The sequence below is a fragment of the Myxococcus llanfairpwllgwyngyllgogerychwyrndrobwllllantysiliogogogochensis genome (genome assembly GCF_006636215.1).
GTDB classification, from domain to species: domain Bacteria; phylum Myxococcota; class Myxococcia; order Myxococcales; family Myxococcaceae; genus Myxococcus; species Myxococcus llanfairpwllgwyngyllgogerychwyrndrobwllllantysiliogogogochensis.
The window spans coordinates 1-14234 of sequence record NZ_VIFM01000277.1; the positions used below are offsets into that span (position 1 = coordinate 1).

Here is a 14234-nt window from a genome sequence, read left to right on the forward strand (position 1 = left end):
GGGAAGGGTTGGCGGTGGGGTACGTGGGCAGGCCGGAGTTGACGGCGGAGCGCTTCGTCCCGAGTCCGTTCGGGAAGGGAGAGCGGCTGTACCGGACGGGCGACGTGGTGAGGTGGAGGGAGGGCGGGAGGCTGGAGTTCCTGGGCCGGCGAGACGCGCAGGTGAAGGTGAGGGGCTACCGAATCGAGCTGGGAGAGGTGGAGGCGGCGCTGGCCTCGCACGCGAGCGTGAGCGAGGTGGCGGTGGTGGTGCGGGAGGACGTGCCCGGCGACAAGCGCCTCGTGGCCTATGTGGTCGGCCGCCCGGAGCTGTCCGTGGACGTGCCCGCCTTGCGCGACGTCGCACGGAATCGGTTGCCCGAGTACATGGTGCCGTCTTCGCTGGTGGTGCTCGACACGCTGCCGCTGACGCCGAATGGGAAGGTGGATCGCAAGGCGTTGCCCGCTCCCGAGACGATAGGGATGACGTCGAGGGAATTGCTGCCTCCGCGAACGGACACGGAGGCGACGCTGATGGTCCTCTTCGAGGAGGTCCTCAACGTCGGCGAGCTGGGCGTGGACGAGGACTTCTTCGAACTCGGAGGCCACTCGCTGCTGGCCACGCAGCTGGTCTCTCGCGTGCGCGCGACCTTCGGCGTGGAGCTGCCGCTGAAGGACGTCTTCGAGGCTCCCACCGTCGAACTGCTGGCTCGGAAGCTGGAGTCCCCAGAGACAGGGGCCAGGTCCGCCATCCAGGCGCCGCCGCTTCTACCCGCGCCGCGTACGGACGTGCTGCCTCTGTCCTTCGCGCAGCAGCGCCTCTGGTTCCTCGACCAGTTGGAGCCCGGCAGTGCCTTCTACAACGTCGCCACGGAGTTCCTGCTGACGGGTGCCCTGGACGTGCAGGCCCTGGAGCGTGCCTTCACGGAGCTGGTGCGTCGGCACGAGTCCCTGCGCACCACGTTCGCGGAAGACGCCCGGGGCGCGTTCCAGCGCATCCATCCATCCGCCGCATGGTCCATTCCCTTCGCGGACCTGGAGTCCCTCACGCCGGAGGCGCGTGAGGCAGAGGTGCGCCGACAGGTGCGCGAGGAGGCCCGTCGTCCGTTCGACCTCGCCACGGGCCCCCTGCTGCGCACCGGTCTGCTCCGACTCTCCGAAACGCAGCACGTGCTGTTGCTGACCCTGCACCACATCATCTCCGATGGTTGGTCCATGGGCCTGCTCATGAGCGAGCTGAGCACGCTCTATCAGGCGTTCGTGAGGGGCAAGCCCTCTCCACTCCCGGAGCTGCGCCTCCAGTACGCGGACTACGCGGCCTGGCAACGTGGCTGGTTGAAGGGGGAGGCCCTGGCGGCGCAGCTTTCCTGGTGGCGCGAGCATCTCGCGGGGGCTCCCCCGTTGTTGGAGCTGCCCACGGATTTCTCTCGGGACTCCGTCCAGGACTTCCGAGGCGCCAGCATCTCGCGAGTGTTGCCACGCGAGCTGACGGAATCACTCCATGCGCTCTGCCGCGCCGAAGGAACGACGCTCTTCATGGTCTTGCTCGCGGGGTTCGAGGTCGTCCTCTCTCGCTACTCAGGGCAGGACGACTTCGTCATTGGCACGGACATCGCCAACCGTCACCATGAGGAGACCGAGGGAATCATCGGCTTCTTCATCAACCAGTTCGCCCTGCGGGCGCGACTGGACGGGGACCCTTCGTTCCGCGAGCTGTTGGGCCGCGTGAAGGACGCCACGCTCGGCGCCTATGCACACCAGGACCTGCCGTTCGAGGAGCTGGTCAAGGACGTCAATCCCGAGCGCAGCCAGGGCCACAATCCGCTCTTCCAGGTGAAGCTGGTGCTGCAGAACCAGCCCGTCACCGAGGTGTCGGTGCCCGGCCTCACCCTTCGCAGCGCGGGCGTGGAGACCGGTACCTCGCGACTGGACCTCACGCTCGCGCTGGTGGAGACAGAGGGGGGCATGGGGTGTACCTGTGAGTACCGCACCGCGCTCTTCGAGGCCGCGACGATGGACCGGATGGTCCGGCACCTGGGCCGAGTGCTCCAGTCCGCCGTGGACCGACCAGATGCCCGGTTGTCCGCGCTCACGTTGCTCACCGAGGACGAGCGGCGTCAGGTGTTGGTGGAGTGGAATGCCACCGAGCAGGACTTCCCTCGGGACGCGTGTGCGCACCACCTGTTCGAGGCGCAGGCCACCCGCACTCCGGATTCCGAGGCGGTGCGCTTCGAAGGTCAGTCCCTCACCTATGCGCAACTCGACGCGCGCGCGAATCAGCTCGCGCACCACCTGAGGTCCCTGGGCATCCGCCCCGAGGTCCCTGTCGCGCTCTGCCTGGAGCGCTCGCTGGAGACGGTGGTGGGAATCCTCGGCATCCTCAAGGCCGGTGGCGCCTGGGTGCCACTGGACGCGAGCCATCCCATCGAGCGGCTCACGTACATGCTGCGCGACAGCGCCGCTCCGGTCCTCGTCACCACCGAGGCCCTCGCGGACCTCTTCCCCTCGGGCGCCGAGCAGTTGGTGTTGCTGGACACGGACGCGGCCCTGCTTGGGTCCATGCCCGACTCCGCGCCGGTGACGGAGGTCGGTGCGCAGAATCTCGCGTACATCATCTACACCTCGGGCAGCACGGGTCGCCCCAAGGGCGCGCTGTTGCAGCACCAGGGCCTCTGCAACACGGCCCTCCAGACGGGCCGCTCCATGGGCCTGGGGGGCGACAGTCGCGTCCTCCAGTTCTTCTCCGTGGGGTTCGATGCATCGGTGTGGGAGATCTTCGGCGCGCTGCTGGCCGGTGCGACCCTGGTGCTGGCGCCTCGCGAGCGCCTGTTGCCCGGCACGCCGCTGCGCACCTTGCTGCGCGAAGAGCCCGTCACCGCGGTCTCCCTGACGCCCTCCGTCCTCGCGCAGTTGGAGCCAGAGGACTTCCCCTCGCTGCGGACCCTGGTCTCCGCGGGTGAGGCGTGCACGCCCGAGCTGGTGGCGCGCTGGGGGGACAAGGTCCAGATGTTCAACGCCTATGGCCCCACGGAAGTCACCGTGTGCGCCACGATGTCGGAGCCACTGTCAGCGGACCAGCGCCTCTCCATTGGACGCCCGTGGGCCAACGTGCGCGCCTACGTGCTGGATGCCACGTTGAATCCCGTGCCGGTGGGAGTCCCGGGCGAGCTGTGCGTGGAGAGCGTGGGACTGGCGCGAGGCTATCGCCACCAGCCGGACCTCACCGCCGAGCGCTTCGTGCCCCATCCCTTCTCGCGGGTGCCGGGCTCGCGCCTGTACCGCACGGGAGACCGGGTGCGCTGGTTGGACTCCGGCGAACTGGAGTACCTGGGCCGGCTCGACTTCCAGGTGAAGTTGCGAGGCTTCCGCGTGGAGCTGGGCGAGGTGGAGTCCCTGCTGGGGCAACAGCCCTCGGTGCGGGAAGCAGTCGCCGTCGTGCGCGAGGACTCGCCGGGCGACAAGCGACTGGTGGCCTATGTCACGCCCAGGGCGGGCGTGTCCCTGGACACCGATGTGCTGCGCGGCGCGCTCGAAGCCCGGCTCCCGGCGCACATGGTGCCCTCCGCCTTCGTGGTGCTGGACGCGTTGCCGTTGACGTCCAATGGCAAGGTGGACCGCGGGGCGCTGCCCGCGCAGGAGGCGTCGAAGGGAAGTCGCGACGCGGCTCGAGTGGAGCCCCGCACCCAGACCGAGGAGCTGCTGGCGGGCCTCTTCGCCCAGGTCCTGGGCGTGCCCCGGGTGGGGGCCACCGAGGACTTCTTCGAGCTGGGCGGACACTCGCTGCTGGCGACCCAGCTCGCCTCCCGGGTGCGCGCGGTCCTCGGGATGGAGCTGCCCGTGCGCGTCCTGTTCGAGGCCCCCACGGTGCAGGCGCTGGCGTCGCGCCTCGACAATCTGCGACGGACGGGCGAGGCGGGTCAGGTGCCGCCGTTGACTCCGGTGCCGCGCACGGGCGCAGTGCCATTGTCCTTCGCGCAACAGCGTTTGTGGTTCCTCGAACAGCTCACGCCCGGCGGTACCGTCTACAACGTTCCCGCCGCCATCCGGTTCGAGCAGGCGCTCGATATCGCCGCGCTGGAGCGCGCCTTCGCGGAGCTGGTGCGCCGCCACGAGTCCCTGCGGACGGTCTTCAGGTCTGACGAGGGGCACCCCGTCCAGGTCGTGCTTCCGGACGTGAAGCCACCGTTGACGCTCGTGACGCTGGAGTCCAAGCCTCAGGACACGCGTGAAGCGGAGCTGCTGCGCCGACTGGAGGCCGAGGCGCAGCGGCCGTTCGACCTGGAGTCGGGCCCGCTCCTGCGCACGATGCTGGTGCGGCTGTCGGAGCAGGAGCACGTGCTGGTGCTGGTGATGCACCACATCGTGGCGGACGGCTGGTCGATGGGCGTGCTCGTGCGCGAGGTGAGCGCGCTGTATGAGGCGTTCTCGCAGGGGCAGCCGTCGCCGTTGAGCGAGCTGCCGGTGCAGTACGCGGACTACGCGGTGTGGCAGCGGGAGTGGTTGCGTGGAGCGGAGCTGGAGCGGCAGTTGGGCTACTGGCGCAAGCAGTTGGCGGGTGCTCCGCCCGCGCTGGAGCTGCCGACCGACTGTCCTCGTCCGGCGGTGCAGTCACTGGAGGGGAGCTCCCTCCCGTTCGAGCCGGGTCGCGCGCTCTCCGAGTCCCTCCTGGCCTTCTCCCAGCGCGAGGGCGTGACGCCCTTCATGGTGGTGCTGGCGGTCTTCCAGGCGTTGCTGGCGCGCTATTCAGGACAGGACGACGTGTCTGTCGGTTCGCCCGTCGCGGGTCGCACGCATGCGGAGACGGAGGGGTTGGTGGGCTTCTTCGTCAACACCCTGGTGTTACGTACGAAGCTCGATGGCAACCCCACGTTCCGCGAGCTGCTGTCGCGGGTGCGCGAGGTGACGCTGGATGCCTATGCGTACCAGGCGGTTCCGTTCGAGAAGCTCGTGGAGGAGCTGCGGCCGGAGCGCAGCCTGGGGCACTCACCATTGTTCCAGGTGATGCTCACCTTCGACAGCACTCCCGGGGCGGGAGCGCTGGCGCCGCGCCTGCGCTCGCTGCGTCCGGTGGAGGTCGAGCTGCGCCAGTCCCGGTTCGACCTCACGCTGGGCGTGGCGGCCACGGAGCGGGGTCTCTCGGGGAATCTGGAGTACAGCACCGCGCTGTTCGACCGCGCGACGATGGAGCGGTTGCTGGAGCACCTCACGCGGCTGCTCGCGGGCGCCATCGCACACCCGGAGCAACGGGTCCTCGAGTTGCCGTTGCACACGGAGGCGGAGCGACACCAGGTGCTCGTCGAGTGGAACGCCACGCCCGCACCCGAAGGGGAGGGGACGTGTCTGCACACCCTCTTCGAGCTCCAGGCCGAGCGGACCCCCGAGGCCGTGGCGGTGGTGGCGGGAGAGGCGTCGCTGACGTACCGGACCCTGGACCAGCGGGCCAATGCCGTGGCGCACCGTCTGGTGGAGCGGGGTGTGGGACCGGAGACCCGGGTGGGGTTGTGCGTGGAGCGCACGGAGGAGCTGATCGTCGCGGTGCTGGGCATCCTCAAGGCCGGTGGCGCGTATGTGCCGCTGGACTCCACGCACCCGCCCGCCCGGTTGGCGTTCATCCTGGAGGATGCGCGACCACGAGTCCTCGTGGGGCCCCGGCGGCTGTTGCAGGCGCTGCCACGCGTGGAGGCGGAACACGTCGCGCTCGACGAGTTCCAGGGTGACTTGGAGCGGAGCGACAGGCCCACGAGTCGACTCGTGACGGAGAACCTGGCGTATGTGCTCTACACCTCGGGTTCCACGGGCAGGCCGAAGGGCGTGGCGCTGGAGCATCGCAATGGCGTGGCCTTCGTGAAGTGGGCCGCGGCGACGTTCTCGCGCGACCAGCTCGCGGGCGTGCTGGCCTCCACCTCCCTCAACTTCGACCTCTCTGTCTTCGAGTTGTTCGTACCCCTCGCGGTGGGCGGCGCGGTGGTGCTGGCGGAGAACGCGTTGGCACTGCCCACGTTGCCGGCGGCCGGTCGGGTGACGCTCGTCAACACGGTGCCCTCGGCGATGGAGGAGCTGGCGCGCTCGCGAGGGCTGCCGGAGTCGGTGACGACGGTGAACCTGGCGGGGGAGCCGCTTCGAAACGCCCTGGTGCAGGCGGTCCACGAGGCTGCTCCCGGCGTGAGCCAGGTGCTCAACCTCTACGGCCCGACCGAGGACACGACCTATTCGACATATGCGGTGGCGCGGCGAGATGCCCGCTCGGAGCCGACGATTGGACGGCCACTCGCGGGCACCCAGGCCTACGTCCTGGATGTCCGGATGCGACCGGTGCCCATTGGTGTCACGGGCGAGCTGTACCTGGGCGGCGTCGGCCAATCGCGCGGCTATTTCGCGCGGCCCGGGCTGACGGCGGAGCGCTTCGTACCGGACCCCTTCGGCACCGCGCCGGGAGCCAGACTGTATCGGACCGGAGACCGGGTGCGGTACACGCCGGATGGCGAACTCCTGTACTTGGGGCGGGCCGACGAGCAGGTCAAGGTCCGGGGCTTCCGCATCGAACCGGGTGAAGTGGAAGCAGCGCTGCGGGAGCATCCGGGCATCGCGAACGCGCTGGTGATGGCACGCGAGGAGGGGGCCACGGGGAAGCGACTCGTCGCGTACGTGGTGCCAGAGGATGGCGCGCTGCTGGACGTGTCCTCGCTGAGAGGATTCGCCCGGGAGCGACTGCCGGACTTCCTGGTGCCGTCCGCATTCGTGGTGCTGGCTGCGCTGCCACTCACTCCTCACGGAAAGGTGGACCGTCGCGCACTGCCGATCCCCGAGACCGTGAGGTCCGAGTCCCTGGCTCCGCCGCTGGCACCGCGTGACGCGCTGGAGCTGCAGCTCGTCCGCCTCTGGGAAGAGCTGCTGGGCGTGCGGCCCATCGGTGTCCGCACGGGCTTCTTCGAGTTGGGAGGCCACTCGCTGCTGGCGATGCGGCTGGTGTCGATGATTCGCAAGCACCTGGGGAGGGACCTCCCGCTCGTGGCCGTGTTCCAGGCGGGGACCATCGAGGCGCTCGCCGCGCGCTTGAGGCAGGTGCCTGGACGTGTCTCCACTCGAGTGGCGCTCAACACGACAGGCACGGGGAAGCCCTTCTTCTGCGTCCACCCCGTCAGCGGCAATGTGCTCTCCTACGCGGAGCTCGCGCGCAGGTTGGGGCCCGAGGTTCCGTTCCACGCGTTCCAGTCCCCGGGACTCGAAGGTGGCGAGTCGCCGCTGGAGAGCATCGAGGCCATGGCGGCGCGTTACCTGGAAGAGGTCCGCGCCCTCCAGCCCACGGGGCCGTATCGGCTTGGAGGCTGGTCCCTGGGCGGGCACGTGGCCTACGAGATGGCGAGGCTGCTGGAGCAACAGGGCGAGCAGGTGGAGTTCGTCGCGCTCATCGACGCCCACGCGGTCGAACAGCGTCCTCCGGAGGGGGATGCTTCACGCTGGAGCCTCGCCCGCTTCGTGGAGGCGGCGTCGCGCCTGCTCGCGATGGACGTGACGGACCTGACCGTCGAGGCCAGCGACGAGGCGCGTGCCGAGGACGTCTTGCTCCAGCGCTTGTTGGATGCGGGGCGCGCGGCGGGAGTCCTTGTGGAGGACTTCGGGCTCGAACAACTGCGGCCCCTGTACCGCGTCTATGACAGCAACCTGCGCGCGCTGTGGAGGTACTCGCCGGGGCGTTACGGGGGCAAGGTCACGCTCTTCCAGGCGCAAGAGAGCGAGCGCGCCTTGCCGGAGTCCGTGCGTGATGGAGGCTGGGGGCTCCTGGCGACCGGAGGCGTGGAGGTGTTGCCGCTTCCAGGCAACCACGACTCCATCCTCGCCGCGCCGGACGTCGAAGTCCTCGCGCGACACCTGTCAGCGAAGCTGCGTGGGGGCCATGGCGATTAGGGGGAGGGCGCCATCCACTCGTCGCGGGTCGGAATCCGCGCGGGAAGATGTTCAGATGGGGTCCCTCCATGCTTGACCCCTGCTTTTCCTACGAGAGCTTTGCCCAGACGCGCGACCTGGATCGACTTTCCCGTGAGCTGGAGCAGGTGCTGGCAGCGCGGCTCAAGTCAGCCGTGGCTCCCGATGCAGAGGGATATCGAATCGCGACGGAGCTGCGGGCACTCGGTCACGACCTCGTGAGCTTCGACGAGTCCACTGATTTCCAGGTCTGGTGCGGCGACTGGACGAGCCCGAAGCACCCCTGTGATCTTATCGTCACGATTTCCTACCGGAACGAAGAGCCTCGAAGCGTCTCAGTGGTCTTCGTCGCTCGGCGTTGAGTCGTGACGCCTGGGCTGCTGCCAGCTCAGTCGTCATCGTCGTCGCCGTCACCCGCGCCGTCGAAGATGCCTTCAGCCTCCGCCGGGGTCGGCGCGTCGAACGTGCAGGTCAACTCGTCGCCATTCTCATAGCGGTAGATGAAGTGACCCGCGGCGCGCTTGTCGTCCACCACATCGAACGTCACGGAGCCTCCCCTCGGCAGTCCGGACGCCTCGTGGTAGCCCCTCCCGGAGCCCGACGATTTTCTCAGGGTGCCATACCAGCCGTGCACCAGCAGATTCACCTCCGGGGCGAACTCGGTCTCCTTGTTGATGAGCAGCACCGTCCTCGAGCCACTGCCCTCATCGATGCGCCTGTCCTTATCCAGGAGGATGTCCACGCCAAAGCCCGTCAGTCCCGCCTGACCGCGCGGGAGATAGGTCAAGTTCACCCAGTTGGAATCGTAGGCCTCGTCCATCAACCGGGAGGCCACGCCATCGATGGGCCAGACCACGGCCTCTCCCAGATAGGTGCCTCGACATTCTCCCGTTGCGTCCCGGCCACCACCACAAGCGGTGAGGAACAGGGCGGTGGCCATCCATGGAAGCGCCGCGCGAAGACTCAGACCGTTCATGGCTGCCATTCTAGGGGCATCCCATGTCTGATTTCCTCAACGGACCCAAAGAACAGCCTTTCTGGAATCGCCTGACGCGTTGCATGGCCTGGCGGAATCCCTGACATGCGTCACTTCAGGCCAAGGTCGACGCCGTCGAGAGCAGCACGGGAAGGACCTGCTCCGCGGGCCCCAGGACCTCGACGTCGAAGTCCGGATGGCGGGGCTCCATGGGGGTGAGATTGACGAGGAGCGTCCACGCCCCCGCGTACTTCGCGCCCCGGACGAAGTTGGCTGCGGGGGCCACCGTCCCGGACGTTCCGATGGCGATGAAGAGGTCACAGTCGCGCAGGGCCTTCTTGGCCGCCCACTCCGCGTCCACGGGGAGGGGTTCACCGAACAAGGTGATGTCGGGGCGGAGGAAGTGACCGCACGCGGGGCACGCAGGGGCCGCATCGGGCTGTGAAGTGTCCGCGAAAGGGCTCTGCGTACACGCTGGATTGGAGCAGCAGGTGCGCAGCAGGGAGCCGTGCAACTCGACGACCTCCGGGCTGCCCGCGCGGGTGTGGAGCCCATCCACGTTCTGCGTCAGGAGGGTGAAGGTCGAGCCCTTCCCGAGCCGCCCCGCCCATTCCGCGAGCGCGAGGTGCGCCGCGTTCGGCTGGGCGTCCCCCACGAGTCCTCGCAGCGAGCCGAAGAGCTTCCAGACGCGAGAGGGGTCGCGTGCGAGGAGCTCCACGTCTGGGACCTCTTCCATGCCAGGGCGCGTCCACAGTCCACCGGGACCGCGATAGGTGGGCAGGCCCGAGGCCACGGAGATGCCCGCGCCGGTGAGCACCACGATGTGGCGCCAGGTGCTCGACTGGAGTCGATGGCGGAGCTGCCGCAGCACGGTCTCTTCGGTGAGCAGGGCGGTCATGGTGTCGAGCCAGTCTAGCGACTCTGGCTGAAGAGGTGCTTCGCCATGAAGTCCACGAAGACGCGCAGCTTGGGGGACAGGTAGCGGCTGGACGGCCACAGCATCCGGAACGTGCCTTCGTGCTGCGTGTGGTGTTCGAGCACCGTCGCCAGGGTGCCGTCCGCGAGCTGGCGGCGGATGGCGAAGTCCGGCAGACAGGTGATGCCGAGGCCCTGCTCGGCCATGAAGATGAGCGGTTCGATGGTGCTCACGACCGCCGTCGTCGGCAGCTCCAGCTCCTTGCGCCCGCGTCGCAGGGGCCAGCGCTCCAGCTTGCCGTTGGTCGCGAAGCGGTGATGCAGGCACGCATGGGACTTGAGGTCTTCGGGTTTCCGGGGCGTCCCTCTTCGCGCGAGATAGTCGGGCGAGGCGACGAGCGTGAGGCGGAAGGTGCCCAGCACCCGCGTCATCAACCGGGAGTCGCTCACCTCTCCCGCGCGCACCACCCCGTCGAAGCCTTCATCAATCACGTCGACGAGCCGGTCGGAGAAGTCGAGGTCGAGCTCGATTTCGGGATACGCGCGCATGAAGGCGCTCAGCGTCGGCATCATCAACATGCCGGCCAGGGGCATGCTGACGCGCAGCTTGCCGCGCGGCGCACCCTGCGTCTGCGCGAGCTCCAGCTCCGCGGCTTCGACCTCGCAGAAGATGCGGCGGCAGCGCTCGAGGAAGAGCGCACCCTCTGGCGTCAGGGTGATGGTGCGGGTGGAGCGGTGGAAGAGCCGCACGCCGAGCCGTTTCTCCAGTCGAGCCACGGCCTTGCCGATGGCCGATGACGACACCCCCAACTGCCGTCCGGCGAGCGTGAAGCTGCGCGCATCCGCGGCCTGCACGAAGGCGTTGAGTGAGCCGAGACTGTCCATGCGCCAAACCTCGATTGCGGACATTTCTGTCCGATGTGCTCGGAACTGTAGCGCGGTGGTCGTGACCGCACCTCGAATCTATTGTTTCAGCCATCGACGTCGACGGAGGTCGCCTCGCCCCGTGGGTGGGGGCTTCGCCGTCGGCCGACGTCCTCCCTCTCCTCTGACTGGCGACACCATGACTTCGACGACCACGCCCCGCGCCCAGGCCGCGCCTGCTCCAGCACTCCGACACGCTGACGGCACGGCCGAGCGGGAGGAGCGGCTTCCCATCGCCGGGCTGCTTGCCCTGGCCATGGCCGCGTTCATCACCGTGCTGACGGAGGCGCTGCCCGCGGGGCTGTTGCCTCGGATGAGCGCGGACCTTGGTGTCTCCGAGGCCCTGGTCGGCCAGCTGGTCACGCTCTACGCCATCGGCACGCTGGTGACGGCGATTCCCCTGACGGCCGCGACGCAGGGCTGGCGACGGCGACCGTTGTTGATCCTCGCCCTCCTGGGCTTCGTTGTCGTCAACACGGTGACGGCGGTGTCGACGAACTTCGTGCTGACGCTCGGCGCGCGATTCTTCGCCGGGGTGTTCGCGGGATTGTTGTGGGCGCTTGTCGCCGGCTACGCGGCGCGCATGGTGCCGGAGCACCAGCAGGGCAGGGCGATGGCCATCGCCATGGTGGGCATCCCGCTCGCGCTCTCGCTCGGAATCCCTGCCGGGACCTTCCTGGGTGCCGCCGTCGGCTGGCGCGTCACCTTCGGCATCATGAGCATCCTCACCGTCATCCTGGTCGGCTGGGTGTTCGTCAGGCTCCCAGACTTCCCGGGCCAGACGGGGGACCGTCGCATGTCCATCCGGAAGGTGTTCATGCTGCCGGGGATCCGGTCCGTGTTGTTCGTCACGCTCGCCTTCGTGCTCTCGCACAACGTCCTCTATACGTACATCGCGCCCTTCCTCGCTCCGGCGGGCATGGCGAAGAACATCGACATCGTCCTGCTTGTCTTTGGTGTCTTCGCGCTCGTCTCCATCTGGGTCATCGGCGTCTTGATTGATCGCTGGCTGCGAGAGCTGGTGCTCGTCAGCACGGCGCTCCTTGTGTTGGTGTCGTTCGCGCTCGGTCTGTGGGGGAGTGTTCCCGCTGTCGTCTACGCGGGCGTCGCGGTCTGGGGGCTGGCCTATGGCGGAGCCGCCACGCTCTTCCAGACGGCATCCGCGAAGGCGGCGGGAGAGGCGGCGGACGTCGCCCAGTCGATGATCGTCACGGCCTGGAACATCGCCATCGCGGGGGGCGGCATCGCGGGCGGCGTGCTCCTCGAGACGCTGGGAGTCGTTTCCTTCCCGTGGATGCTCGTCATCCTGCTGGTGCCGACGCTGCTCGTCGCCTGGGGGGCGAAGCGCCACGGTTTTCCGCCCGCTGCAGGGCGGCGCTGACGGCGGGTGGGCGGACGGCATCGAGCCGTCGACCGGCACGAACGGCTAGGCACCGCCTCCCGAACCGCGCGCCCGCTCCGTCCCCTTCAGCGCGGCATCGCACAGGCGCGCGATGACCATGCCCCCATTCGCGGCGGCGACGTCGCTGTCGGGCGCGAACTCGGTGATCGTCAGGCCGACGACATCGTTGGTGGCGGCCAGCCGTTCGACCAGCGACACCGCATCGGCCACTGAAGGCCCGCCGGGCTCGCGAAAGGCGAGGTGGGGGAATTCGTCCGGATCCAGGACGTCCAGGTCGAAATGGATGTGGAGTTTCCGGCCGGACACGCGTGCTTCGTCGAGCAGCGCGAGTCCATGCTGCCTCTGGAATTCCAGGTCGCCCTCGTCCCCCACTCGCACGCCGTAATAGAAGAACCGGTCCGCGGAGATCGGGGCCGGCAGCAGCTCCCGCATCGGGCCGGGCGCGTAGCCCATGATGGCGCTGACCGGCATGCCGTGCAGGCTCCCGCTCGGCGACGTCTCGGGCGTGTTGGCGTCGTAATGCGCGTCGATCCAGACGACGGTGAGCCCGGGGTGCCGCTGGGCCAGATAGCCGATCACCGCGATGTCCACCGCGCAATCGCCGCCTGCCGTGAGCACGCGCTCGGGAGCGTGCCGCCGCAGGAGTTCGTGCGCCGCGCGGAACTGCTCGAACAAGGCGGGCCATGCGATCACATCGAAGTCATCGCCCGTCGCGTCGCTGAGCGGAACGTCCACGCGCGGCGCGTAGCGCGCGCAGATCTCCGCCGCCGCCGCGGCACCGCGCGGCAGATGCCGGTGGCGACCCGAACCCTGCCATTGTCCGTACGCAAGCATCAGGTCGAAACGAGTTGCCCTGCCCGCGCGACCTTCGGTCGAATGCATGAGCCCTCCGGTGGCACGTGGCCTGGGGTGCACCACAGAGGTTACGACCGAACCCGCCCGGGAGCGAGGACTCAGCGCGGCCACTTCACCCGCATCAGCGTGTCCAGCTCCGCGCGCAGTTGCGCCCGCGGAGCCTCGCTTCGAGCCGCGATACACAGCGCTCTGCTGGCGAAGGAAGCCCAGTCGGAAGAGTGGAATTGGAAGTGCATTCACCTCGGGAGGCGCACGTCCACGGCCGCCGTCGTGTCGCTCTCCCGGACGCGGACACGAAGCGTCAGCGCTTCCCCTTCCCGCTCGACTTTGAGCTGCACCAGTTGCACACCCGGCACCTGCGGGCGAGGGCGTCGCGGACGTACACGTGGGCGACCTCTTGCAGGGCCGCGTCGTTGCGCTGATGGCGTAGCCGCGAAAGGCCCGCGCCGAAGCTGGTACGCCAGGGCAGCTCGCCGGTGGAGTGGGGTGTGGCGCCTTCCGTCAGCAGGCAATGGCTCTTCCATCGCGTTGCCCTCAAGGCTGGAGAAGTCGGGCACCTGGGGGCCGCCCACCAGCCAGGAGCCCCGCGTCCCCAAGCTGGATAGTACGCAGCCGGGCCTGCTCGACGCTCGACAGGCGCAGTTGCAGGTGGAGGAGCTGGCTTCGGGCATGGCCCAGCTCGCCCAGGACGATGTCGATAGCGCCGACCACTGTGTCCGGCACCGAGAGCTGGGGGACGAGGCGATGCAGCTTGGACACCTTCTCGGCCCGTTTCGGCAGGGCCGCGGCGATGGCTGTCGGGCCCGGCGGCGGCCCAAGCGCGTCCGGTATGGCCTTCACGACTTCGAAGACGGCCAGCGCCGCGCCGATGATGTCGAAGAGGGGCGTGACGGCGCGAGTGCCGGCTGGAAGGCTTGCAGGAGCTGGTGGTGCTGCAGGGTGGCGCCGCCGGGCAGGGTGAGGGTCGGTGCCTCGGGGAGCGAGGGGGTGTGGATGCCGGCAGCGCCATGGGCTTCCTCAAATTGGCTCGGCCCTGGTAACGGCACGCGCGCCCAGGTACTTGTGGGGTGGAGTGCCGGTGCGCGGGGGGGCTTGGCTCGGAGTCGTGGGGCTCACGAGGAGGACAAGGCCCTGCGGCCCGAATCGCTAGGGGACACGCGCGCGAACGGGTGTCACGCGGCGAAGGAGCTGGCGCGCGAGGCTGAACCGGGGGCGCGCGCCAGGTGGGCCGCGTGGCGGCCAGCGGGGCTCAGTGGGGGAG

At 68.8% G+C, this 14234-nt stretch carries 8 protein-coding genes; 3 read left to right on the top strand and 5 right to left on the bottom strand.

From position 1 onward, the window contains the following. The first annotated feature begins 14 nt into the window (after positions 1-14). Positions 15-7883 (top strand): non-ribosomal peptide synthetase, encoded by a 7869-nt coding sequence (locus FJV41_RS40965; RefSeq protein WP_246137732.1) that lies wholly within the window; start codon positions 15-17, stop codon positions 7881-7883. Positions 7884-7951: 68 nt separating this feature from the next. Then, complete coding sequence (locus FJV41_RS40970; protein WP_141648067.1) at positions 7952-8263, top strand: hypothetical protein; 312 nt, start codon at positions 7952-7954, stop codon at positions 8261-8263. A 26-nt stretch (positions 8264-8289) separates the two neighbouring features. Here the strand turns inward: FJV41_RS40970 and FJV41_RS40975 are convergent, their stop codons facing one another. From FJV41_RS40975 to FJV41_RS40985, 3 genes are all read right to left on the bottom strand, one after another. Continuing rightward, positions 8290-8877, bottom strand: coding sequence for a hypothetical protein (locus FJV41_RS40975; RefSeq protein ID WP_141648068.1), 588 nt, complete (start codon positions 8875-8877; stop codon positions 8290-8292). Positions 8878-8992: 115 nt separating this feature from the next. Further along, positions 8993-9775 carry an SIR2 family NAD-dependent protein deacylase gene (locus FJV41_RS40980; RefSeq protein WP_141648069.1) on the bottom strand — a complete coding sequence of 261 codons (783 nt, stop codon included), beginning with the start codon at positions 9773-9775 and terminating at the stop codon, positions 8993-8995. A gap of 14 nt (positions 9776-9789) precedes the next feature. Beyond that, on the bottom strand, positions 9790-10677 hold the full coding sequence (locus FJV41_RS40985; protein ID WP_141648070.1) for a LysR family transcriptional regulator: 888 nt from the start codon (positions 10675-10677) through the stop codon (positions 9790-9792). 178 nt (positions 10678-10855) lie between these two features. Here FJV41_RS40985 and FJV41_RS40990 point away from each other — a divergent pair, with 178 nt between their 5' ends. Continuing rightward, positions 10856-12097, top strand: a complete 1242-nt coding sequence (locus FJV41_RS40990) for an MFS transporter (protein ID WP_141648071.1) — start codon at positions 10856-10858, stop codon at positions 12095-12097. Positions 12098-12142: 45 nt separating this feature from the next. Here the strand turns inward: FJV41_RS40990 and FJV41_RS40995 are convergent, their stop codons facing one another. Then, positions 12143-13000 carry an arginase family protein gene (locus FJV41_RS40995; RefSeq protein ID WP_141648072.1) on the bottom strand — a complete coding sequence of 286 codons (858 nt, stop codon included), beginning with the start codon at positions 12998-13000 and terminating at the stop codon, positions 12143-12145. 507 nt (positions 13001-13507) lie between these two features. After that, positions 13508-13732 (bottom strand): hypothetical protein, encoded by a 225-nt coding sequence (locus FJV41_RS54250; protein ID WP_246137731.1) that lies wholly within the window; start codon positions 13730-13732, stop codon positions 13508-13510. Positions 13733-14234: the final 502 nt, after the last annotated feature.